The organism is Streptomyces sp. NPDC021749 (assembly GCF_040640655.1).
In the GTDB taxonomy this organism is placed as follows: domain Bacteria; phylum Actinomycetota; class Actinomycetes; order Streptomycetales; family Streptomycetaceae; genus Streptomyces.
The window spans coordinates 120,769-143,821 of record NZ_JBFACE010000020.1 but is presented as its reverse complement, the minus strand read 5'-3'; the positions used below and the strand labels follow the sequence as shown (position 1 = coordinate 143,821).

Sequence of the window (23,053 nt, the reverse complement as noted above, 5' to 3'; positions counted from 1 at the left end):
CCGAACCGGGCATGCAAATCCGCTACACCCTCGGACCACGACTCGATCTGCTCAACCGTCAGCGACTTCTCACACAGTCACACCAACGAGCCCCACCCCACACAGTCACACCACATGCGGTTGCAGTATTAAGGTCCCCCCCCCGCCCCCTCCCCCACCTCCCGCCCCACCCCACCCCTCCGCCCCCTCCGGCGCTCCCCTCGCTACCCTCTGGCGCTACCGCAGCACCGCCGCCTCCTTCTCCTCCGCCAGCCCCACCACCGGCCGATCCGGACGCAGCGGCGCCGCCCCGCCGATGCTCCGCAACCACGCCCACGTATCGGCCACCGTCTCCGCGACCGGCCGGCACCGCAGCCCCGTTGCCAACGCCCGCGACACATCCGCCCCGTAGAGCGCATCCCGCAACTCACCCGGCGCCAGCCACACCGGCAACTCGGTCCACGGCTCCACACCGGCCGCGAGCACATCCTCCGGCGCCGTCCAGCGCAGCTCCGCCGCCGAGCCGGTGACCCGCACACAACTCTCCAGCAGCTCCCCCATCGTGGCGTGCCCGATCTCGCTCACCAGGTTGTACGCCCCGCCGAGCCCGCCCTCCAGCGCGTCCAGCGTCCACTCCGCAAGATCACGCACATCCACGTACTGCAGCGCCATCTCCCGCGGCCCCGGCGCCAGAACCGGCCCGCCGCGAGCGATCCGGCCCAGCCACCACGGCAACCGCCCGATGTTCTCGTACGGCCCGAGGATCAACCCGGCCCGCACCAGCAGCGCCCGCTCCCCGAACGCGTCCAGCGCCGCCAGTTCCCCGCCCCGCTTGGCCGCCGCGTAGTCCTCGGCATCCATGGCGTCCGCGGATCCCGCCACCAACGGCCCGTCCTCGTCCAGCCCGTACGCCGCCGGATACGCGTACACCGACCGGCTCGACACGTACGCGTATCTGCCGACCCGCCCGGCCAGCAGCCGCGCCGCGTCCCGCACCGCCGAGGGCGCACCGCTCCAGGTGTCCACAACGGCGTCCCATTCCCCGTCCCGCAGTGCCGCGAGCCCCTCCGGGCCCGCCGCCCCCCGTTCCCCGTGCAAGGCCATCACGCCCTCCGGCGCCGCATGCCTCCCTCGGTGAAACACGGTCACCTGCCAGCCCCGCGCCACCGCCGCCTCGGCGACCGCCCGCCCCACGAACTCCGTACCGCCCAGCATCAATAGCTTCATACGGCCGACTGTGCCGGACCCGCTTGCCCCGAACCAGCACCGCACGCCCTCAGCGGAATCCCTGCCAGCGGAATTACCGGAAGCACGGCCTCCGATCACAGCGGCGCGGGAGGGCCGAGAGCCGTTACGATCCCGCGGCGCCGGCCGGCCGGCGATAACGGCCACGGGGCGGCGCAGCACACGCCCGAAGGGCACGTACAACACCCACCAACGGCGACCGGACCCACGCCCAACATCCAACGGGCAACGGGCAACGGCCAACGCGCAATGCCCGACAACCAACGGCCAACGCCGAACGCGCTGGCCGCTCGATTCAATCCACGCGCTGAAAGCTCAACCCTCGCCCCGAGCGCTCAGCCCCCGCCCTGAACGCTCAGCCCCCGCCCTTGCCCCTCAGCCTCGCCGTTGGCCCTCAGTCTCGCCCTTGGCCCTCAGTCCTCGGCCAGAACGAACGACGTACGGGCGGACTTCAGCCCAGGCACCTTGGCCTCGATCCGGTACTTGCCGGCCGGCACCGTGGCCGAACTGGGCGTCGCGCACTGCGGACCGCTCGCCCGCCGGTCCCACTCGACGGTGCGCTTCACGGAGCCGTTGGCCGGCACCTGCAACAGCGCCGGCGCGGTGCCCAAGGGGCAGTCGTTCGAGGCCCACACCCGTTCGTCGCCCGCGGTGTCACTGATCGTGAGCACCGCTGCCTTCTGCCCGAGGTCCACCTTGCAGGCGGCATCAGCCGTGTTCTTGACGGTCAGCTCGAACTTCGGCTTCTTGTCGGGCCCGTACGAGCCCTTCACGCTCCGCAGCACCAACTCGACGTCCGGATCAGTGCAGTTGGGCAACGAAGAACTGGCCGGAACACCCTTGCCGGACCCCTGCCCGATCGGCCCACCGGCCCCTGCGCCACCACCCGACGCTCCGCCTCCGGAACCACCACCGGCCCCGCCGTCCTCACCGCTACCGCCACCCGAGGAACCCGCACCACCGCCGGACCCGGAGTCCTCCCCTGACTCCCCTCCGGACCCCGATTCCCCGCGGCCGCCCGGCTTTTGGCTGATCGCCGGGCCCGCGGACGAGGGTCCAGGCGTGATCGACGTCGCGGGCCCCTTCCCGTGCGCACCGCCCTTGCCCTCGTCGCCGTTGTTGCCCCCACCGCTCAAGTTGAGGGCCCACACGACCAGTAGGGCGAGCAGTACGACGATGGCCAGCGCAACGGCCCTCCGCCGCCAGTAGATGGAGGAGGGAAGCGGCCCGATCGGATTGCGCAGTGATCCCACGCGGAAACTCTACGAGAGATCAGCAGCCGCACCGGCCACTAACCGCCGCATCAGACTGCAACTTTTCCCATGATCAGCCCGGCCCCACCTCCCACACCCACCCAACCCCCCACACACATCCCTTCCGCCCCACGAACCCCATCCATCCACCACCGCCCCACCGCCGCATCCCCCGCCCCCGCGCGACCCACCACCGCCACCGGCACCGGCACCGGCACCGGCAACCGGCAACCGGCACGAGACAGCACCGCCCCCGACGCCGTCCTCCCCAGCACCGCCGACGCCGCCCTCCTCCCCGGCGCCACCGACACGTCCTCCTGCAGCGCCTACGGTCCCTCCGTTCGCCGCCACTCCTCCTTGTGGCCGAAGCCCTGACCGTTGTCGATCAGCCGCAGCCAGTCGGGGCGCAGTTCCCAGAGGGTGGTGCGCTCCAGCGCGGCCCGCAGCCGCTCGTCCGCCTCGACGAAGGGGAAGCGCCGGGTGTAGGCCCGCCAGCCGACGGCCCGCTCGGCGCCCGACAGTGGCCGACAACGCCCGCGGCCCTGAATCCCCGTCAGCCCGCTCCACTCCTGGCCGTCGCGCTGCGCCGTGAAGGCGACCCGGGCCGCCGGGGCCGCCAGAGCCCGGCCGTGACGGGTCGAGGTCGACGTGACGAAGTACAGCAGCGGCCCGCCCACCGCGCCGACCACTGCCTCTGCTGCCGTCTCCCTCGCGTCGGCCACCTCCCCCGCCTCGACCGTCTTCCGCGCGTCGGCCGTCTTCCCCGGGTCGGCCGACGCGACCGCCTCCGCCGACACCACCCCGCCGGCGACTCGGTTCGCCCCCGCCGACTCGGCCCCCCTGCCGGGGGCCTCCCCGGCGCCGGCGTCGGCGGCGGCGTCGGTTCCGCCAGGGAGCTGGCCGGCATGGGCGGCATCGTCAGGCGTGGCGTCGGTGGCGTACAGCACCGCGCAGGCCTGGGGGCCGTCCTCGTCCACGTACGCCAGGGTCATCGTCGTATGGGAGGCCAGTGCCTGCTGGATCGAGTGCGGGCAGGGCGGAGGGCTCGCGGCCGGGCCGGCCGGACCGCGCCCGGCGCCGCGCAGGGGCTCGCCGCTGCGCAGGGGCTCGCCGCTGCGCGCGGACTCGCTGTCACTCGGGGACCGGCTGTCACGCGCAGACTGACTGTCACGCGGGGGCTCGCCGTCACGCGGGGGCTCGCTGTCGCTAGCGCCCGTCGCCGCCGTACGCCGGTCGCTCGCTTCTGGTATCTGCGGCATCTGCCTGTCGCTGTCGCTCATCTCCGCCATGTCCCATGTCCGTATTCCGGCCTTGCACCTTGTGCCTTGTTCCTTGCACCGTGCCCTGCGCCTTGTGACCAGCCGCGGCGTACCCGGCCTTTGCGTGCCCTGTGGCCAGGGAGACGCTGCGGGCCTGTGCTGCTCCTGTCCTCGCTACCTCATTACCTCGTTACACCGTCGGTGCCTGCGTCTGCCTGTGACTCTGCCTACCTCTGCTCGGGCTCGCCCGCGCCACCGTGCTCTCCTTCACCTCACCTCGCCTCACCTCTTCTCACCTCGCCTCACCTCGTCTCGCCTTCCCTTGCCTTGCCTTGTTCCGCCTTGTCGCCTCCTTCTATTCCGGCAACGATTACGGAGAGTAGTCAGTTCCCGCGGAACGTAGGCGGATCGTAGGCGGGTCGCAGGGGGTTTTCTGGGGTTGCCGGTGTCGGTCGACGAGGGGTGGCGTACCGGCGGTAGCGGCCAGGTGTGCGTACGTAGTCGTCCTGCGAGTGGGTGGGCGTGCGGCGGGGCGCGCCCGGTGCGTTTCCTGGGCGCGTGCGGACGTGCCAGGATCGTCGGTGCCATGACTTCGACGCCTGTCACCTCATCTGCCCCGACCGACGCCGCCGAGACCGCTTCCGCCGCCGTTCCGGCCGCGGAGGCCGCAGACGGGACCGCGCTGCACGGGCCGGTCACCGACTGGTTCGACGAGCATGCCCGCGATCTGCCCTGGCGCCGCCCCGAGGCGGGCGCCTGGGGTGTGATGGTGAGCGAGTTCATGCTCCAGCAGACGCCGGTCAGCAGAGTGCTGCCGGTGTACGAGCAGTGGCTGGCCCGCTGGCCGCGCCCCGCCGACCTGGCCGCCGAGGCGCCGGGCGAGGCGGTCCGCGCCTGGGGCCGGCTCGGCTATCCGCGGCGCGCGCTGCGGCTGCACGCCGCCGCGTCCGCGATACAGGAGCGGCACGGCGGTGACGTACCGCGTGAGCACGCCCAGTTGCTGGCGCTGCCCGGTGTCGGCGAGTACACCGCGGCGGCGGTCGCCTCGTTCGCGTACGGGCAGCGGCACGCGGTGCTGGACACGAACGTGCGGCGGGTGTTCGCACGCGCGGTGGCCGGCCGGCAGTTCCCGCCGAACGCCACCACCGCAGCCGAGCGCAAGCTCGCCCGCCAACTGCTGCCCGAGGACGAGGGCCTGGCTGCGCGCTGGGCGGCGGCCACGATGGAGCTGGGTGCGCTGTTGTGTACGGCGCGCGCGCCGGAGTGCCACCGTTGCCCGATCGCCGCGCAGTGCGCGTGGCGGCTGGCCGGTTCCCCGGCGCACGAGGGTCCGCCGCGGCGCACCCAGACGTACGCCGGTACCGACCGGCAGGTGCGCGGGAAGCTGCTCGCGGTACTGCGGGAGGCGGTGGCTCCGGTGCCGCAGCAGGTGCTGGACGCGGTGTGGGACGAGCCGGTGCAGCGCGCCCGGGCACTGGACGGGCTGGTCTCGGACGGCCTGGTGGAGCCGCTGGGCGGCGGACGGTACCGGTTGCCGCTGTCGTAACAGCCACACGCATTGCCCGCTGTCGTCATACGCGCGCACCCAGCGCCCGGGCACACTCAGGCCCCCGGCACACCCAGGGACGGCTGCCTCCGCAGCCGTCCCTGACTGCTTTTCATGGCTGAAAAGGGTCGGTAATTGGCTGGATGGGATGGGGATTCTTCGGCCGGGCGCGCGACAGCGGACGGGGCACCAGGCCCGTCACCGGACGCAGCACTGTCCAACGCCACTCTGAACGACACAGCACTGGACGACACAGCCCTGGACAACGCAGCTCTGGACGATGCAGCACTGGACGATGCAGCACTGGATGCAGCACCGGACGCCTGCCGTGACCCGTGATGCGGGGCAGGGCGTGATGCGGGGCGTGCCGTGACGTGGGCGGTGGACGTGCCGTGACGCCAGCGGTGAGGGACCGTAACGCGTGCGGTGAGGGGACCGTGACGCGGGCGGTGAGGGTGTCGTGACAGCTGGCGCGGCGTGCGCCGTGACGGGTGTGTGACGGGTGGCGTGGCCCTCGTGGGCCTTTTGGTGGGGGTGGTATCCGTCCGGAGTATGACGGGGCGGGGGCCGCCGTCCCCCCGAGGTATGACCCCCGGCGGGCTGTTACACAACCGAGGGTTTTCCGTGCACTCGCTGTGGGGCCGACGCACATTACGCCGCAACACCCCCTCCGTAGCGTCTTCCCCGTGCTGGAGATGACCGCCAGCGCAGTCAACGTGGGGAAACGCAAGCGGATCGGAGGCGTCGGGATGGCGACCAGCGGCGGCAAGGTACTGGACTTCGAAGAGTACGTGCGGACGCGGCAGGATGCCCTGCTGCGCAGCGCCCGGCGTCTGGTGCCCGATCCGGTCGACGCCCAGGACCTGCTGCAGACGGCGCTGGTGCGGACGTACGGCCGCTGGGACGGGATCGCGGACAAGTCGCTGGCCGACGCCTACCTCCGTCGCGTCATGATCAACACCCGTACGGAGTGGTGGCGGGCCCGGAAACTGGAGGAGGTGCCCACCGAGCAGCTGCCGGACGCGAGCGTGGACGACGGCACCGAGCAGCGCGCGGACCGGGCCCTGCTGATGGACATCCTCGGGGTGCTGGCTCCCAAGCAGCGCAGCGTCGTCGTGCTGCGGCACTGGGAGCAGATGAGCACGGAGGAGACGGCCGCCGCGCTCGGGATGTCCACGGGCACGGTCAAGAGCACGCTGCACCGTGCGCTGGCGCGGCTGCGTCAGGAGCTGCAGGCCCGGGACATCGACGCGCGGATGCTGGAGCGCGGCGAGCAGGAGCGGGCGCGGCAGGACCAGGAGCGGTGCGCGGCCTGATGGCAGACGGCGCCGGCCGGTGCACGGCGCGGCGTGCGGGCGGAGTCCCCGGCGATCATCCGCATGGCACCGGCGATCACTCGCGTGACACCGGCGATCACTCGCATGACAAATGTGTGAAAACGGTCACGTGGTCCGGAGTCGTACGGTTCACCGGTCGACGCGTCACAATCACCTCAGGGAACACGTCACGGGACAGGCCATGTGACACGACACGGGACAGGTCATGTGACACGTCACCGGACAGGTCATGTGACACCTCACAGGACAGGTCACGGGACGGGTCGTGCGACACGTCAGGGCCGGCTTCGCCGAGCGGTACAGCTCGACGTACGGCGTCACGTCGTCACGGCGGGTTTCCTCGGCAGCGGACACCAGCGAATACTTTCGGTACAGGCACCTCACGAACACGCCAGTACACACGCCAGAACACACGCCAGAACACACACGCCAGTACACACACGTCAGTCACTTCACGAGCAGCAGCGGGATCGGCGGCTGTGCGAGCAGCACGGTGAGCAGGAGCGGATTGTCCAGGAACAGGTTGACCAGGTTCGGGTTGACCAGAGGCGGCGCGGCCACGGCGGGGGTGGCCGCTGTCGGCCTTTTGCTGGCCGGGTGCAATCCGGGGGGCGAGGGTGTGCGCAGCGAGGGGTCGGCCAGCAGCACCCCGGTGCCCAAGGGGGCGGCGAGCAGCGTGCCGAGTCCGAGCTCGTCGGCCGGGTACAAGAAGGTCGACGCGGTCCGGCTGATGCGGGACGATCCGAAGGTCGGCGCGGATGTGAAGAAGTCCTTGTACAAGCCGTGCGCCGCCGACGAGTATCCGGTGGAGGTGACGTACGCGTCGCTGACCGGCGGTTCGTCGCCCGATGTCATCGTCAACGTCATGACCTGCGCGGATTCCGTGGGGATCGGCTCCTACGTGTACCGCAGGGACAGCGGGGCGAAGGACGGGTATGACAACGTGTATGCGAACGAGCAGCCGTCGGTCTCCGCCGCGGTCACCAAGGGTGAGCTGGAGGTCTCGAAGCAGACCTACACAGCCGGCGACAAGGTGTGCTGTCCGTCCGGTGAGGACGTGGTGACGTACCGCTGGGCGGGCGACCGGTTCACCCGGACCGGCGGGTACCACACCGACTACAGCACGACCACCAGCAAGACCACCGTCGACAGCAGCCCCGGGCCGGAGGACAGCGGCGCGGGATCGGAGGGTTGAGACAACCGCATGGCCGACACCCATGTGCTTTTCGTCGAGGACGACGACGTCATTCGTGAGGCGACGCAGCTCGCGCTGGAGCGGGACGGATTCGTGGTCACCGCGATGCCGGACGGGCTCGCGGGGCTGGAGGCGTTCCGTGCGAACCGTCCGGACATCGCGCTGCTCGACGTGATGGTGCCGGGGCTGGACGGGGTCAGTCTGTGCCGGCGGATCCGTGACGAGTCGACGGTTCCGGTGATCATGCTGTCGGCGCGGGCCGACTCGATCGACGTGGTGCTGGGCCTGGAGGCGGGTGCGGACGACTACGTCACCAAGCCGTTCGACGGGGCGGTGCTGGTGGCGCGGATCCGTGCGGTGCTGCGCCGGTTCGGGCACGCCAGCGGCCCGGACGGCGGCAGGCCGGCCGCGGCGGCGGACGACGGCCCGGACGAGGCGGTGCTGCGGTTCGGTGATCTGGAGGTCGACACCGAGGGCATGGAGGTCCGCAAGGGCGGCGAGAACGTGGCGCTGACGCCGACCGAGATGCGGCTGCTGCTGGAGTTCTCCAACGCGCCGGGTACGGTCCTCTCGCGCGACCGGCTGCTGGAGCGGGTGTGGGACTACGGCTGGGGCGGTGACACCCGGGTCGTGGACGTCCACGTCCAGCGGCTGCGCGGCAAGATCGGCCAGGACCGGATCGAGACGGTCCGCGGCTTCGGATACAAGCTGAGAGGCTGACGCCGCCGGTGGTGAGGCTGGCCCTGCGTACCGGGCTGAGATGGAAGCTCAGCGCCGCGATCGCGCTCGTCGGAGCGCTGGTCGCGATCGCGCTGAGCCTCGTCGTGCACAACGCGGCCCGCCATTCCATGCTCGACAACAGCCGGGACGTGCAGGTCGAGCGGCTGAACTTCACCCAGAAGATCTTCGAGTCGACCAACCGGCTGCAGTTCGGGGCGAAGCTCGACGATCCGGAGCTGCCGGAGCCGCTGCGCCGGGAGGTCGCGGAGAACGAGCGCGCCACGTATCTGCAGGACACCGGGGAGACGGCGCCCGAGGTGTGGGCGGCGACGCCGTTGAGCGACGGGCGGGTGCTGTCGATGCACGACCGGTTCCCGGACCGTTTCGCCGTTCTGGACGATCTGGACCAGGCGCTGCTGATCGGTTCGACCGCCGTGGTGGTGGGCGGCTGTGCGCTGGGCGTACTGGTCGGCGGGCGGCTGTCCAAGCGGCTGCGGAAGGCGGCCGCGGCGGCCGGGAAGCTGGCCGACGGGGACCGGTCGGTGCGGATCCGCGACGAGGTCGGGGGCCGGGTCCGGGACGAGACGGACGATCTGGCGTGGGCGGTGGACGCCATGTCGGACGCGCTGCAGGAGCGGATCGAGGCCGAGCGGCGGGTGACCGCGGACATCGCCCATGAGCTGCGCACGCCGGTCACCGGTCTGCTGACCGCGGCCGAGCTGCTGCCACCGGGCCGCCCCTCGGAGCTGGTCCGGGACCGTGCGCAGGCGCTGCGGACGCTCGTCGAGGACGTTTTGGAGGTGGCCCGGCTGGACGGCTACGCCGAGCGGGCGGAGCTGCAGGACGTGGCGCTGGGCGAGTTCGTCACCCGCCGGGTGCGGGCCCTGGACCCGGACATCGTGATCGATGTCGTACGGGGCGCCGAGGTGACCACCGATCCGCGCCGGCTGGAGCGGATCCTGGGCAATCTGATCGCGAACGCGGCGCGGCACGGCAAGCCGCCGATCGAGGTGACGGTCGAGGGCCGGGTGCTGCGGGTCCGCGATCACGGGCCGGGTTTCCCGGAGGCGCTGCTCCGCGAGGGCCCGAGCCGGTTCCGCACCGGCAGCAGCGACCGGGCGGGCCGCGGCCACGGGCTGGGCCTGACGATCGCTGCAGGTCAGGCCCGTGTGCTGGGCGCCCGCCTGACGTTCCGCAATGCGGATGAACTGACGGACGGCTCGACCGGCGCGATCTCCGTCCTCTGGCTGCCGGAGAACGCCCCGACGAATACGGGGAGCTTTCCCGTCATTCACCTGCCGGACCGGTAGGGCGTTTGCGGCGCCCCGTACGTGGTCGGCCGCACCGCCGCGGGGCTTGGGCGCCGTTGCTCCCCCACTGCCTGAAGGGCGTGGGAGATGCCCCCAGCGGCGGGCGTTGGTGTGTCGGGTGCGGTGACAGCCCTACAGACTTCGCCCTCCGGTCTGTCCCCCTCCCGTGAGTGGGTGATTGGGGTGGGTGGGTGAGGGCGGGCGTTGTCGTTCAGCTCTACGCCGCCTCGCGCCGTGCCATACGCCGCCTCGTGCCGTGCCTTACGTCGCCTCGTGCCGTACCTCGCCTCGGCCGTACGTGGCGTCGTGCAGTGTCGGGAATACCCGCGCCGGCCCGTCGAGTTGAGGCCCAACAGGGGGCCCTCGAACCCCTTACGGGATCTGTTCGACCTTCCCCTACGGGACCCCAGGCGCCCTTGCATGCCCCAACGTCCACCCCCACCCACCGCATTCCCACGCCCAATGGGAGGGGACGGGCCGGGGGCCGGCGCCCAACGGGAAATGACGGGCTGGAGGGCCCTGGTGTGTGGGCGTAAAGCCAAGCAGTCCACACACCAGGGCCCTCCGGCCCGTCACCGCCCCCGACGACAACCCGCCCGCCGCAGGCGCCACGGCGAGAAACCACCGCGGCGCCGCAGACGCAGACAGGTACGTGGGCGTCAGACAGTCGTAGGCACCCGTTCCGCCTCCGTGGACCCGCCCTGCGGGTCCGCGGCCGGCTTGGCCGTGGGTCCACCCCGCAGCGGCACCTCCTTGAGGAACCACGCCACCGCGAAGCCGATGATGCTGACCAGGGCGCCCCACAGGAAGACCTGGTGGGTGCCGTTCGCCACCGCGTGCGCGTACGCGTCCTTGACCACCGGAGGCAGTTCGGGGAGGCGCTTGGGGTCCATCTGGGCGCCGCCGGCGGTCATCTTCTCGCCGGCGGCCTTGCCGAGCCGGGCGACCATCGTGGACTGCACCTGGTTGGTGAAGATCGCGCCGAGGATCGCGACGCCGAAGGAGCCGCCGATGGTGCGGAAGAGGGTGGCGGACGAGGAGCCGACGCCCATGTCCTTGAGCTCGACGCTGTTCTGGGCGATCAGCATCGTGGTCTGCATCAGGAAGCCCATGCCGGCGCCGAGCACGGCCATGTAGACGCCCGAGGTGAAGCGGCTGGTGTCGGTGTCCATGAGGGACAGCACGGACAGGCCCGCAGTGATCAGACCGCCGCCGACCACGACGAAGACCTTGTACTTACCGGTCTGGGTGGTGACCCGGCCGGCGAACAGCGAGACGGCCATCATCGCCAGCAGCATCGGCAGCAGCAGCAGGCCGGAGTTGGTGGCCGAGGCGCCCTGCACGGTCTGCTGGAACAGCGGCAGGAAGGTCATCGACCCGAACATCACGAAGCCGACGAGGAAGCCGATGACGGTGACGAGCGAGAAGTTGCCGTTGCGGAAGATGTGCAGCGGCAGCACCGGCTCGGCGACCTTGCGCTCGACGACGACGAACGCGGCCAGGGCGAGGACGCCGAAGACACCGAGGCCGATGATCTGCGTCGACAGCCAGTCGTACTCGGTGCCGCCCCAGGTGGTGATCAGGACGAGGGCGGTGATGCCGAGGGTGAGCAGCGCGGAGCCGACGTAGTCGATGCGGGCGCGGGAGCGCTTCTTCGGCAGGTGCAGCACCGCGGTAACCATGATCAGCGCGACCGCGCCGAGCGGGAGGTTGATGTAGAAGCTCCAGCGCCAGCCGAGGTGGTCGGTGAGGGTGCCACCGACGAGCGGGCCGCCGATCATGGCGATGGCCATGACGCCGGCCATCATGCCCTGGTACTTGCCGCGTTCCCGCGGCGGGACCAGGTCGCCGATGATCGCCATGACGCCGACCATCAGGCCGCCCGCGCCGAGTCCCTGGAGCGCGCGGAAGCCGATGAGCTGGCCCATGTCCTGGGCCATGCCGGACAGTGCGGAGCCGAGCAGGAAGATCACGATGGACGTCAGGAAGACGCCCTTGCGGCCGTACATGTCGCCGAGCTTGCCCCAGATCGGGGTCGAGGCGGCGGTGGCGAGCGTGTAGGCGGTCACCACCCAGGACAGGTGCTCCAGCCCGCCCAGTTCACCGACGATGGTCGGCATCGCGGTGCCGACGATCATGTTGTCCAGCATCGCGAGGAGCATCGCGATCATCAGCGCGAAGACCACCATCCGCACGCTCGCCGGCCGTTTGCCCTCGGGCGCGGCCGGGGGATTCGCCCCGGCCGTCGCCATTCGTCCGTCCCCCGTCGGGGTCGCAGGCTGCGACTTCCCCATCTCTCACTCTCTCCTACTTACTTGCCGCCCGGCTAGTTCAGTACAGTGAGGACGGTAGGCGGCCAACTAGCCGGGCGTCAAGTAAGTTTCTTTGGCCCGGTCCTGGGCACGCCTCTCACCAGCACCGACAACGCAGGAGAGCACCGATGAGCACAGGGCAGACGCGCCGGGGGAACACCCGCCAGCGCATTCAGGACGTCGCTCTGGAGCTGTTCTCCGAACAGGGCTACGAGAAGACCTCGCTGCGGGAGATCGCGGAGAAGCTGGAGGTCACCAAGGCGGCGCTGTACTACCACTTCAAGACCAAGGAAGACATCGTCATCAGCCTGTTCCAGGACCTGGCCAGGCCCTGCGACGAGCTGATCGCCTGGGCCGAGGAGCAGCCGCGGACACTGGAGACCAAGCTGGAGGTGGTCCGCCGCTACCACGAGGCGCTGCGCACGGCCGAGCCGCTGTTCCGCTTCATGCAGGAGAACCAGGCGGCGGTGCGCGATCTGAGCATCGGCGAGACCTTCAAGGCGCGCATGCTGACGCTCTTCGGCCTCCTCAAGGAGGACGATGCGGAGCTGACGGATCAGGTGCGCTGCATCACGGCGCTGTTCTCCATGCACGCGGGCATGTTCGCGATGCAGCACGTGGAGGGCGACCCCGAGGAGAAGCGCAAGGCCATCCTCAGGGTCGCCACGGAACTGGTCACGGCGGCAAACCCGCCGAACCGCCGGCCAGCCCGGCCGGATTCAGCTCAGACGGCGTCGCCGTGAGCCCGCAGGAATCCGGTCGGCTCGATGCCCGACCCGTAGTTGGGGCCGGTGCGGACCTCGAAGTGCAGGTGGGGACCGGTCGAGTTCCCGGTGCTGCCGGACAGCGCGATCTGCTGACCGGCGCCGACCTGCTGGCCGACATGGACCTGGATCACTGACAGGTGCGCGTACTGGGTGTACACCCCGTTGTCGTGCTTGATCACGATGGCGTTGCCGTACGCCGGGCCGTCGCCGCCGCCCCAGGGGCCGGCCTTGACGACGGTGCCCTTGTGGACGGCCTTGACCGCGGTACCGCTCGGCACGACGAAGTCCTGGCCGCTGTGGTTGTGCGCCCAGTGGCTGCCGGCCAGACCGAAGGTCGAGCCGAGGACGTAGTGGTCGACCGGCTTGACCCAGGCGTCGGCCTTCTTGGCCGCGTCCTTCTTGGCCTTGGCCGCGGCGGCCTTGGCGTCGGCGGCGGCCTTGGCCTGGGCGTCGGCCTGCGCGCTGACGGTGGAGCCGACGTGTGAGGTGAGGCCCGTCAGGCCACCGTCGGCGGCGGAGGCGGCACCGGCGCCGAGCGCGACGGAGACACCGAGACCGGCGGCCACCACGGCGGCCCGGCGGCGCAGCAGGGACTTCGCGGTCTTCGGCGTACCGGCGGAGTTCTTGGAATGGCGAATGGCGGCGAACTTCGACATGCGGGTTTTTCCCTTCCGGAATTCGATCAGGAAGATCAAGGAAGATCAGGCAGATCGGGGAGATCAGGAATTTCGCGGCTTCCCGGCTGCGGCCCGGTAGCGCCATTCCTTGGTAACCGGTCGGGGCCACCGGGCCAAGCCCCCTCTGCTACTAAGCGGGCCCGTACGAAAGGCCGGGGGGAATGAGCCTCTTGCATTCCGCCGGGACCTTTGCACGATCGGGTCGAAACGCCACATTCCAGACAGTCGATACGCCCACCAAAGGGGCCCTGATCAGGGCTTTTACCCGGTCGTTGCCCAGGTGAGGGCGCCACCCGGCCCCCCGCCGCCGACACCCCCCTCTCCGGCCCCCGGAAACCCCCACACCTCCGCCCGCCCCTTCCCCTAATTCCGCTAGTAGGCCGGAAAACGGCTGTGCGCCATGTCACTGCGAACCCGGTTCCGTTGTGACCTGGATTACCCGGACGGTGTGACCTGGATTACCGGAAGGGTGTGACCCGCATTACTCGCGGACCCCGATCCGGTTATTGCGGGGTAATTGTTCGGGTCCCCGGGATGGCGAATTCCGTGACCGCCGCCACACCGTCCCGGCTAGCCTGGCCCCACGACATCACCGGCCACGGTCACCGGTCACAGTCACCGGTCACAGTCACCGGCCACGGGGGAGGCGGCGCGCACCATGGACCCGTCAGCAGTGGGCATCCGGCTCGCGTCCGGCGCGGTCGCGCCGCTCGTGAGGAAGCTGTTCGTCAAGGAGGGGCCGGGCGCCGGACTCGTCCCGGCACCCGTACGGATCTCCGCCCTGGTGTCCTTCACCGGCGAGCAGTGCACCCTCACCCGCAAGGACCTGCAGAAACTCGCCGCGGAGCTGGTGCGGCGGGCGTTACGCGGCTGCGGCCCCGGCGAGCGGCCGGTCCCCGAGGACGAGGAGCGGGCGGTGGCCGATGCGCTGGCCGCCGCCCTGCACGCCCTCGGCGACCTCGACATGGACGACGTCCAGGCCGTCCGCCTCGGCGCTCCCGCCCTCGCCGACCGCCTGCGGGCCGCGGCTCCGTCCGCCGCCCGCGGCCTGTCCCGGGACGCCGAGCTGCTGCACCACGCCCTGCTCGACACCGCCTGCCTGCACATCGTGCACTTCTTCAGCCAGCGGTCGGCGTTCGTCGCCCGCACCCTCGTCCAGCAGAGCCGCAGCCTGGACGGCCTGATCGCCACCATGGACGCGTTCCTCGAACGGCACCCGTCCCCGCGGGCCGCGGACCTCGCCTTCGAGCGCAGCTATCTCACCTACGTGGCGCGCAAACACAGCCGGCTCACCATCTACGGCATCGACCTGACCCACTCCCCGGACCGGTGGCCGCTGGACGCCGCGTACATGAGCCTGGCCGCGACGCCGGCCGCCGGGCGCGGGCCGACGCCCCCGGGCCCGTGGGAGGAGGACGGCGCCCACCCGGCCGGCACGCCCGCCCCGCTCCCCGCCGACCAGGCCCTGGCCGGCCGCGACCGGGTGCTGCTGCGCGGTGTGGCCGGCTCCGGCAAGAGCACCCTCGTGCAGTGGCTGGCCGTCTCCTGCACCAAGGCCCCCGGCGAGACGCCCCTCCCCCACCTCTACGGCCGGATCCCGTTCGTCCTGCCGCTGCGCACCCTCACCCGCGACGGCGCGCCGCTGCCCACCCCGGACCGGTTCCTGGCGGCCGTCGGCTGCCCGCTGTCCGGCGCCCGGCCCGACGGCTGGACCGACCGGGTCCTGGCCTCCGGGCGGGGTCTGCTCCTCGTCGACGGGCTGGACGAGATCCCGGACCGCGAGCGCGACCGGGCCCGGAGCTGGCTGCGCGATCTGCTCGACGCGTTCCCGGACAACCTGTGGCTGGTCACCACCCGGCCCTCCGCGGTGCGCGACGACTGGCTGGCCTCCGACGGTTTCGACGAGCTGACGCTGGCGCCGCTGCGCCGCGCCGAGGTCGCCGCGTTCATCGGCCGCTGGCACGACGCGGCCCGCCAGGGCGCCGAGGACCCCGCCCCCCTCGACGCGTACGAGCAGTCGCTGCTGGCCGCCGTCCACACCAAGCAGGACCTCGCCCGGCTCGCCACCAACCCGCTGATGTGCGGGCTGATCTGTGCCCTGCACCGCGACCGGCGCGGCTATCTGCCCACCGGCCGCAAGGAGCTGTACGACGCGGCGCTGGTCATGCTGCTCTCCCGCCGCGACCGCGAGCGCGACATGGCCGCCCCCACGGGCATCGAGCTGAACGACGAGCCGCAGATCCAGCTGCTGCAGCGGCTGGCGTACTGGCTGATCCGCAACGGCCGTACGGAGCTGGACCGGGAGCGGGCCGAGCGGATCGTCGGCGAGGCGCTGCCGGCGGTGCCGGCGGCCGCCCGGCAGGGGGACGCGGCGGCCGTGCTGCGCCATCTGCTGCTGCGCAGCGGCCTGCTGCGCGAGCCGGTGGCCGGTTCGGTGCAGTTCGTGCACCGCACGTTCCAGGACTACCTGGGCGCCAAGGCGGCCGTGGAGGACGGCGACCTCGGGCTGCTGGTGGCCCGTGCGGAGGACGCCCAGTGGGAGGACGTGATCCGGATGGCGGTGGCCCACGCCCGGCCGCGCGAACGGGCCGAGCTGCTGCGGGAGTTGCTCACCCGCGGCGACTCCGCCGCGGACCCGCTGACCGGGTTGCGCATCCACCTGCTCGCCCTTGCCTGCCTGGAGCACGCGACGGAACTCGACCCGGGCGTACGGGAGGAGGTGAACGTGCGGGCGCGGGCGATCCTGCCACCGCGGAGCCGCGAGGAGTCGCGGCTGCTCGCCCAGGTGGGCCCGATCGTCCTGGAGCTGCTGCCGGGCCCGGAGGGACTGGAGGACGACGAGGCGCAGGAGGTGGTGGCGACGGCGGCGCTCATCGCCTCGGACGCGGCGTTCGAAGTGATCAAGCGCTTCCGTTCCCATGCCGCGGCGCGCGTCGGGGTGCAACTCGCCGCGTCCTGGCGGGTGTTCGACACCGAGCGCTATGCCCGGGAGGTCCTGCGGCACCTCGACGAGAAGGTGATGATCACCGCCGGGTCCACCGAGGAGCTACGCATGCTCAAGGCGCTCGGAGGCCGGCAGCGCATCGCGGTGAGCGGCTCGTTCACCGGTCGCGAGCTCCTCGACGGGCTGGTCCACGAGCCGCTCAGAAGCCTGACGATCACGGAGAACCCGGAGATCACCGACCTCGGCTTCCTGCGCGCGTTCCCGAACCTGGAGTGGCTGTCACTGTGGGGGTGCCCCGCGGTCGAGAGCCTCGCCCCGCTCGCGGACCTCGGCCTGCGCACGCTGAACCTCTCCGGGCCGCCGGAGCAGGATCTGCCGACCCCGCCCGGGCTCGACGCGCTGACCGGCCTCACCGACCTGACCCTCTACACCCGGCTGCCGGACGGTATCGCAGCGCTGCCCGCGGGCGATTCCCTGACCTTTCTGGGGCTCGGCCAGCCCCTCGGGAACGAGGCCGTGGGTCTGGCTTCCCGGCCCAGCCTGCGCGGCCTGTCTCTGCCCCGGCTCACGGACGCATTCGGTGAGGATCAGTGGGCCGAGTTGGCCGCACTGCCGGAACTGCGCTGGCTGACCGTGGGCCTGGCGTCCGACGAGGTATGGTCGCTGGCCCTTCCGCCGGGCGTCCGGCTCCCCCAGGTCACGGCCCTCGACCTGGTCAATCCGGCACGGGTGTCCGCTGCCCGGCTGAGCGCGCTGCTGGAGACCCTGCTTCCGGCCTTCCCCGGCCTGCGCGAGCTTCACCTCTACGGCGCGATCGACGCCCCGATCGCCCTTCCCCCCTTGACCGGGCTGTCCGAACTCCGGGAAGTCGGCCTCTACAACCTCCGCCCCGACCCCGCCCCCGCCCTCCCCCCGCACGCCGAACTCACCCTCTCTCCCCGCCCCCGCGCCTAGGCTGGACCGGGTACAGGAGCTCAACGTCCCCGCCCGGTACCGCAGTTACGGGAAGTCCATGGATCCCACGAGGCTCGCCGCACGTCTCGCCCCGCACACCGCCGATCCCCTCGTCCGCAAGCTGTTCCGCACCGACGGGCCGGTCACCGAACTGGTCGGCCGGCCCGTTCCGCTCGCGCTCCTGGTGTCGTTCACGGGCGAGAAGCCGGAGTTGAGCGCGTCCGGGCTGGACGGCGTCGCCGCGTCGCTCGTCGAGCAGGCGACGGGCGCCGGGGACCCGGAGCTGGCCGCCGCGCTGGCCCGTACGCTGCGGGCGCTCGCCGAGACCGGGATGGACGACGTCGACGCGGCGCGGCTGCTGCCCGCGGAGTTCGCCCGCCGGCTGTGCGCGCGGGTGCCCGGGGCGGCCCGCCGGCTCGCGGGGGACCGTGCGCGGCTGTACGGGCTGCTGGTGGACGTGGTGGCCCGGCACGTCCTGTATTTCCTCACCCGGCGGTCGCCGTACGTGGCGCACACCCTCGCCGAGCAGACCCGTACCCTCGCCGAGCTGATCCACGGGCCGGGGGCCGCGCCCGCCGCACGGTCGGACCGCGCCCCCGGCGACGAGGCCGTCGACGGGGCGGCCGCCGGTGAGGCCGCCTTCGAGGAGGAGTACGCGCGGCGCACCGCGGCCCTGCACAACCACCTCACCATCTACGGCATCGACCTCGCGCACTCCCCGGACAGCTGGCCGCTGGACGCCGCCTATCTGGGGCTGCAGTGCGAGCCGGGGTCGCCGGAGGACGATCCGCCGCTGCCCGCCGAGCGGGCGCTGGCCGGGCGCGGACGGGTGCTGGTGCGCGGGGTGGCCGGGTCCGGCAAGACGACGCTGCTGCAGTGGCTGACGGTCGCCACGGCCCGCGACGAGCTGCCGGAGGCGCTGGCGGAGCTGCGCGGCCGGGTGCCGTTCCTGCTGCCGGTGCGCCGCTTCGCCCGGGCGGGGCTGCCCGACCCGGAGACGTTCCTGGACGCGGTCGGCTATCAGGACACGGGCCGGGCGCCGGCCGGCTGGACGGAGCGGGTGCTGGCGGAGGGACGGGCGTTGCTGCTGGTCGACGGGGTGGACGAGGCGCCGGAGGACGAGCGGGAGCAGTTGCGCCGCAAGCTCGGCGAGTGGGCCGGGCGCTATCCGGGCAACGTCTGGATCGTCACCTCCCGGCCGTCCGCGGTGCCCGGCAACTGGCTGGCCGACGAGGGTTTCGGGGAGGTGGCGCTGGCGCCGATGAGCCGGGAGGACGTCGCCGCGTTCATCCAGCGCTGGCACCGGGCCGCGGCCCAGCAGCGCCCCGCCGACCTCGACCGGCTCGCCGGTTACGAGCGGACACTGCTCAACGCGGTGCGGATCACCCGCGATCTGGGGCGGCTGGCGACCAATCCGCTGATGTGCGGGCTGCTGTGCGCCCTCCACCGCGACCGGCGCGGTTATCTGCCGCACGGCCGCAAGGAGCTCTACGACGCGGCGCTGTCGATGCTGCTGGAGCGGCGTGACCGGGAGCGGGCGATGGGGGCGCCGGACGGGGTGGAGCTGACCCGGCAGCCGAAGATCCAGCTGCTGCAGAAGCTCGCCCACTGGATGCTGATCCACGGGCGTTCGGAGATGGACCGGGCGACGGCGGTGGCGACGCTGGCGGAGCATCTCCCGGCGATTCCGGACGCCGCGCGGCAGGGCGGCCCGGAGGAGGTGTTCCGGCATCTGCTCAACCGCACCGGGCTGCTGCGGGAGCCGACGCCCGGCACCGTCGACTTCGTGCACCGCACGTTCCAGGACTACCTGTCCGCGCGGGCGGTGGTGCAGCGGCACGATTTCACGCTGCTGCTGGAGCACGCGCACCACGACGCCTGGGAGGACGTCATCCGGATGGCGGTGGCGCTGTCCCGGCCGGACGAGTGCGCGGCGCTGCTGGACGGGCTGCTGGCCCCGCATCCGGGCGTGCGGGCCGCGGAGGCCCGGCACCGCAAGCTGCTCGCGGCGGCCTGCCTGGAGCACGCCACGGAGCTGGATCCGGCGGTCCGGGCGCGGGTGCAGCGCTTCACCCGGGACATGGTGCGGCCGGGGACACCGTCGGCGGCCCGGGCGCTGGGCTGGATCGGGCCGATCGTCCTGGAGATGCTGCCGGACCCCACGGACGTCCCGGACCGGGAGGCGGTGCTGCTGGCGATCACCGCCACCTCGATCGCGGACGACATGGCGATCGACTATCTGACGGGGCTGCGCGACCGGGCGCACCACGACATCCGGGCGCAGCTCGCCGGGGCGTGGCGGCGCTACGACACGGCCCGCTACGCCCGCGAGATCATCGCCCACCTCGATCCGGCCGAGCTGTATTTCCCGGTGTCCGGCCCGGAGGAATTGCAGGCGCTGCGCCGGCTGGGGGGCCGTCCGCATCTGCGGATCACCGGGCACTTCACCCCGGACCAGCTGATCGAGCAGATCGCGCCGGCCGAGGGTCTGACCCGGCTGTGGCTCGCGTACGACCTGGGTGTTTCGATGGAGTGGCTGTCCGCCTTTCCGAATCTGGACACGCTGCGGATCGGCCGCCGTATTCCGCCGGTGCACGGGGTTCCGGACGGAATTCGTGTGGTGCGGCGGTAATCGGCGGAGCTAATCGTTCCGGAAGCCCGTGGATGCGCCACGGACGGCGCCGACGGAAGTGCCGCAGAAGTGCCTCGCGAGTGCCTCGGGAGTGTCGGGCAGGTGCGACGGAACAATGACATCGGCCACGCCCGGTGTCTCATCCGTATCTACTGCATCGTGCGTATCCGCGTATCCGTCGTATACCGAGCGCCCGTATACGGAGACGGAAACGAAACCGCCCAGAATCGTTTCGTACGATTCCGGGCAGTTCCGGTGCATCCGCTCCGTTTTATTCGGTTGGGGTGCTATGGCCGCTTTGGGCGGTGCGGCGTTTCCGCTCAGGCGTCCTTGCTCAGGTTGGGACCCGAACCGCCGGTGGCGGACTCGATCGGCGGGACGTCCGGCAGGGCCGACTTCTCCTCGCCGCGGAAGGTGAACTTGGCGCTGTCACCCTCGCCCTCGGTGTCGACGACCACGATGTGGCCCGGACGCAGCTCGCTGAAGAGGATCTTCTCCGAGAGGGCGTCCTCGATCTCGCGCTGGATCGTGCGGCGCAGCGGACGGGCGCCGAGCACCGGGTCGTACCCGCGCTTGGCCAGCAGCGACTTGGCCGTGCCGCTGAGCTCGATGCCCATGTCGCGGTCCTTCAGCCGCTCGTCCACCTTGGCGATCATGAGGTCGACGATCTGGATGATGTCGTCCTCGGTCAGCTGGTGGAAGACGACGGTGTCGTCCACACGGTTGAGGAACTCGGGGCGGAAGTGCTGCTTGAGCTCTTCGTTGACCTTGTTCTTCATCCGCTCGTAGCTGGACTTGGTGTCGCCCTGGGCCGCGAAGCCGAGGTTGAAGCCCTTGGAGATGTCCCGGGTGCCGAGGTTCGTCGTCATGATGATGACGGTGTTCTTGAAGTCCACGACCCGGCCCTGGGAGTCGGTCAGGCGACCGTCCTCCAGGATCTGCAGCAGCGAGTTGAAGATGTCCGGGTGGGCCTTCTCGACCTCGTCGAAGAGCACCACGGAGAACGGCTTGCGGCGCACCTTCTCGGTGAGCTGCCCGCCCTCTTCGTAGCCGACGTAGCCGGGGGGCGAACCGAACAGACGGGAGACCGTGTGCTTCTCGCTGAACTCCGACATGTCGAGGGAGATCAGCGCGTCCTCGTCGCCGAACAGGAACTCCGCCAGCGTCTTGGACAGCTCGGTCTTACCGACACCGGACGGGCCGGCGAAGATGAACGAGCCACCGGGACGCTTGGGGTCCTTCAGGCCGGCACGGGTGCGCCGGATGGCCTGGGAGAGCGCCTTGATGGCGTCCTTCTGGCCGATGACGCGCTTGTGGAGCTCGTCCTCCATGCGGAGCAGACGCGAGGACTCCTCCTCGGTGAGCTTGAAGACCGGGATGCCGGTGGCCGTGGCCAGGACCTCGGCGATCAGCTCCTCGTCCACCTCGGCGACGACGTCCATGTCGCCGGCCTTCCACTCCTTCTCCCGCTTCGCCTTCGCGGCCAGGAGCTGCTTCTCCTTGTCGCGCAGGCCCGCGGCCATCTCGAAGTCCTGCGAGTCGATCGCGGACTCCTTCTCCCGGCGCACATCGGCGATCTTCTCGTCGAACTCGCGCAGGTCCGGCGGTGCGGTCATCCGGCGGATCCGCATCCGGGAGCCGGCCTCGTCGATCAGGTCGATCGCCTTGTCCGGCAGGAAGCGGTCGGAGATGTAGCGGTCGGCCAGGGTGGCCGCGGCGACCAGCGCGGAGTCCGTGATGGACACGCGGTGGTGCGCCTCGTAGCGGTCCCGCAGGCCCTTGAGGATCTCGATCGTGTGCGGCAGCGACGGCTCCGCGACCTGGATGGGCTGGAAGCGGCGCTCCAGGGCCGCGTCCTTCTCCAGGTGCTTGCGGTACTCGTCGAGCGTGGTGGCACCGATGGTCTGCAGCTCACCGCGGGCCAGCATCGGCTTGAGGATGCTGGCGGCGTCGATCGCGCCCTCGGCGGCGCCCGCACCCACGAGGGTGTGGAGCTCGTCGATGAACAGGATGATGTCGCCGCGGGTGCGGATCTCCTTGAGGACCTTCTTCAGGCGCTCCTCGAAGTCACCGCGGTAGCGGGAGCCGGCGACCAGGGCACCGAGGTCGAGGGTGTAGAGGTGCTTGTCCTTGAGGGTCTCGGGCACCTCGCCCTTGACGATGGCCTGGGCCAGGCCCTCGACGACCGCCGTCTTGCCGACGCCGGGCTCGCCGATGAGGACCGGGTTGTTCTTCGTACGGCGCGACAGCACCTGCATGACGCGCTCGATTTCCTTCTCGCGCCCGATGACCGGGTCGAGCTTGGTCTCGCGAGCGGCCTGCGTGAGGTTGCGGCCGAACTGGTCCAGGACGAGGGAGGTCGAGGGCGTGCCCTCGGCGGGGCCGCCGGCGGTGGCGGCTTCCTTGCCCTGGTAGCCGGAGAGCAGCTGGATGACCTGCTGCCGCACCCGGTTGAGATCGGCGCCGAGCTTCACGAGGACCTGGGCGGCGACGCCCTCGCCCTCGCGGATCAGGCCGAGCAGGATGTGCTCGGTGCCGATGTAGTTGTGGCCGAGCTGGAGGGCCTCGCGGAGCGACAGCTCCAGGACCTTCTTGGCACGGGGGGTGAAGGGGATGTGCCCGGACGGGGCCTGCTGGCCCTGGCCGATGATCTCCTCCACCTGCTGACGGACCGCCTCAAGCGAAATGCCGAGGCTCTCCAGGGCCTTTGCGGCGACACCTTCACCCTCGTGGATCAGGCCCAGGAGGATGTGCTCGGTGCCGATGTAGTTGTGGTTGAGCATCCGGGCTTCTTCCTGAGCCAGGACGACAACCCGCCGCGCGCGGTCGGTGAACCTCTCGAACATCGTTAATCGCTCCTCAGAGCGGTCAGGCAGTTAGGGGTCGGTCCCCTCCCTGTCCTTCCGCATGCTAGTCCCGCGGG

At 71.2% G+C, this 23,053-nt stretch carries 15 protein-coding genes; 8 read left to right on the top strand and 7 right to left on the bottom strand.

What is annotated here, in order from left to right; genetic code table 11:
• Positions 1–216: 216 nt before the first annotated feature.
• The 3 genes from AB0G35_RS21225 to AB0G35_RS21215 form a co-directional block, all read right to left on the bottom strand.
• On the bottom strand, positions 217–1,206 hold the full coding sequence (locus AB0G35_RS21225; protein ID WP_360951435.1) for an NAD-dependent epimerase/dehydratase family protein: 990 nt from the start codon (positions 1,204–1,206) through the stop codon (positions 217–219).
• A gap of 431 nt (positions 1,207–1,637) precedes the next feature.
• Positions 1,638–2,042: a hypothetical protein gene (locus AB0G35_RS21220; protein ID WP_360951432.1), complete on the bottom strand. Its 405-nt coding sequence runs from the start codon at positions 2,040–2,042 to the stop codon at positions 1,638–1,640.
• A 761-nt stretch (positions 2,043–2,803) separates the two neighbouring features.
• Complete coding sequence (locus tag AB0G35_RS21215; RefSeq protein ID WP_360951429.1) at positions 2,804–3,469, bottom strand: pyridoxamine 5'-phosphate oxidase; 666 nt, start codon at positions 3,467–3,469, stop codon at positions 2,804–2,806.
• A gap of 853 nt (positions 3,470–4,322) precedes the next feature.
• On the opposite strand from AB0G35_RS21215, the gene AB0G35_RS21210 reads away from it, so the two are divergent.
• A complete protein-coding gene (locus AB0G35_RS21210) occupies positions 4,323–5,282 on the top strand; it encodes an A/G-specific adenine glycosylase (protein WP_360951426.1) in 960 nt (319 codons plus the stop codon).
• A 749-nt stretch (positions 5,283–6,031) separates the two neighbouring features.
• On the top strand, positions 6,032–6,598 hold the full coding sequence (locus tag AB0G35_RS21205) for a SigE family RNA polymerase sigma factor (RefSeq protein WP_360951463.1): 567 nt from the start codon (positions 6,032–6,034) through the stop codon (positions 6,596–6,598).
• A 468-nt stretch (positions 6,599–7,066) separates the two neighbouring features.
• Here the strand turns inward: AB0G35_RS21205 and AB0G35_RS21200 are convergent, their stop codons facing one another.
• The gene (locus AB0G35_RS21200) at positions 7,067–7,279 is read right to left on the bottom strand and encodes a hypothetical protein (protein ID WP_360951423.1); all 213 of its coding nucleotides are present in this window, start codon (positions 7,277–7,279) and stop codon (positions 7,067–7,069) included.
• 16 nt (positions 7,280–7,295) lie between these two features.
• Here AB0G35_RS21200 and AB0G35_RS21195 point away from each other — a divergent pair, with 16 nt between their 5' ends.
• From AB0G35_RS21195 to cseC, 3 genes are read left to right on the top strand one after another with little or no spacing between them, the layout of a single operon-like run.
• Positions 7,296–7,814 carry a hypothetical protein gene (locus AB0G35_RS21195; protein WP_360951420.1) on the top strand — a complete coding sequence of 173 codons (519 nt, stop codon included), beginning with the start codon at positions 7,296–7,298 and terminating at the stop codon, positions 7,812–7,814.
• Positions 7,815–7,823: 9 nt separating this feature from the next.
• Positions 7,824–8,534 (top strand): two-component system response regulator CseB, encoded by a 711-nt coding sequence (gene cseB / locus AB0G35_RS21190; RefSeq protein WP_360951417.1) that lies wholly within the window; start codon positions 7,824–7,826, stop codon positions 8,532–8,534.
• A gap of 8 nt (positions 8,535–8,542) precedes the next feature.
• Positions 8,543–9,844 (top strand): two-component system sensor histidine kinase CseC, encoded by a 1,302-nt coding sequence (gene cseC, locus AB0G35_RS21185; protein WP_360951414.1) that lies wholly within the window; start codon positions 8,543–8,545, stop codon positions 9,842–9,844.
• Between the two features lie 659 nt (positions 9,845–10,503).
• Here the strand turns inward: cseC and AB0G35_RS21180 are convergent.
• Positions 10,504–12,033: an MDR family MFS transporter gene (locus AB0G35_RS21180; RefSeq protein ID WP_360951460.1), complete on the bottom strand. Its 1,530-nt coding sequence runs from the start codon at positions 12,031–12,033 to the stop codon at positions 10,504–10,506.
• A gap of 251 nt (positions 12,034–12,284) precedes the next feature.
• Between AB0G35_RS21180 and AB0G35_RS21175 the strand changes: the two genes are divergently transcribed.
• Positions 12,285–12,899: a helix-turn-helix domain-containing protein gene (locus AB0G35_RS21175; protein WP_360951411.1), complete on the top strand. Its 615-nt coding sequence runs from the start codon at positions 12,285–12,287 to the stop codon at positions 12,897–12,899.
• Here AB0G35_RS21175 and AB0G35_RS21170 read toward each other — a convergent pair.
• On the bottom strand, positions 12,881–13,579 hold the full coding sequence (locus AB0G35_RS21170) for a M23 family metallopeptidase (RefSeq protein WP_360951408.1): 699 nt from the start codon (positions 13,577–13,579) through the stop codon (positions 12,881–12,883). The two genes, AB0G35_RS21175 and AB0G35_RS21170, sit on opposite strands and share 19 nt — an antisense overlap.
• 679 nt (positions 13,580–14,258) lie before the next feature.
• On the opposite strand from AB0G35_RS21170, the gene AB0G35_RS21165 reads away from it, so the two are divergent.
• Positions 14,259–17,498 carry an NACHT domain-containing protein gene (locus AB0G35_RS21165; protein WP_360951405.1) on the top strand — a complete coding sequence of 1,080 codons (3,240 nt, stop codon included), beginning with the start codon at positions 14,259–14,261 and terminating at the stop codon, positions 17,496–17,498.
• Between the two features lie 58 nt (positions 17,499–17,556).
• Complete coding sequence (locus tag AB0G35_RS21160) at positions 17,557–20,130, top strand: NACHT domain-containing protein (RefSeq protein WP_360951402.1); 2,574 nt, start codon at positions 17,557–17,559, stop codon at positions 20,128–20,130.
• 320 nt (positions 20,131–20,450) lie between these two features.
• On the opposite strand, the gene AB0G35_RS21155 is transcribed toward AB0G35_RS21160, so the two are convergent.
• On the bottom strand, positions 20,451–22,976 hold the full coding sequence (locus AB0G35_RS21155; RefSeq protein WP_360951399.1) for an ATP-dependent Clp protease ATP-binding subunit: 2,526 nt from the start codon (positions 22,974–22,976) through the stop codon (positions 20,451–20,453).
• Positions 22,977–23,053 lie beyond the last annotated feature (77 nt).

What these genes read in the sequence shown, in the direction of transcription:
- AB0G35_RS21160 (WP_360951402.1), top strand. Translation starts at nt 17,557, where the DNA reads ATGGATCCCACGAGGCTCGCCGCACGTCTCGCCCCGCACACCGCCGAT.
- AB0G35_RS21205 (WP_360951463.1), top strand. Translation starts at nt 6,032, where the DNA reads ATGGCGACCAGCGGCGGCAAGGTACTGGACTTCGAAGAGTACGTGCGG.
- AB0G35_RS21175 (WP_360951411.1), top strand. Translation starts at nt 12,285, where the DNA reads ATGAGCACAGGGCAGACGCGCCGGGGGAACACCCGCCAGCGCATTCAG.
- AB0G35_RS21210 (WP_360951426.1), top strand. Translation starts at nt 4,323, where the DNA reads ATGACTTCGACGCCTGTCACCTCATCTGCCCCGACCGACGCCGCCGAG.
- AB0G35_RS21155 (WP_360951399.1), bottom strand. Translation starts at nt 22,976, where the DNA reads ATGTTCGAGAGGTTCACCGACCGCGCGCGGCGGGTTGTCGTCCTGGCT.
- cseB (WP_360951417.1), top strand. Translation starts at nt 7,824, where the DNA reads ATGGCCGACACCCATGTGCTTTTCGTCGAGGACGACGACGTCATTCGT.
- AB0G35_RS21180 (WP_360951460.1), bottom strand. Translation starts at nt 12,033, where the DNA reads ATGGTGGTCTTCGCGCTGATGATCGCGATGCTCCTCGCGATGCTGGAC.
- AB0G35_RS21170 (WP_360951408.1), bottom strand. Translation starts at nt 13,579, where the DNA reads ATGTCGAAGTTCGCCGCCATTCGCCATTCCAAGAACTCCGCCGGTACG.
- AB0G35_RS21215 (WP_360951429.1), bottom strand. Translation starts at nt 3,469, where the DNA reads ATGACCCTGGCGTACGTGGACGAGGACGGCCCCCAGGCCTGCGCGGTG.
- AB0G35_RS21165 (WP_360951405.1), top strand. Translation starts at nt 14,259, where the DNA reads ATGGACCCGTCAGCAGTGGGCATCCGGCTCGCGTCCGGCGCGGTCGCG.
- AB0G35_RS21225 (WP_360951435.1), bottom strand. Translation starts at nt 1,206, where the DNA reads ATGAAGCTATTGATGCTGGGCGGTACGGAGTTCGTGGGGCGGGCGGTC.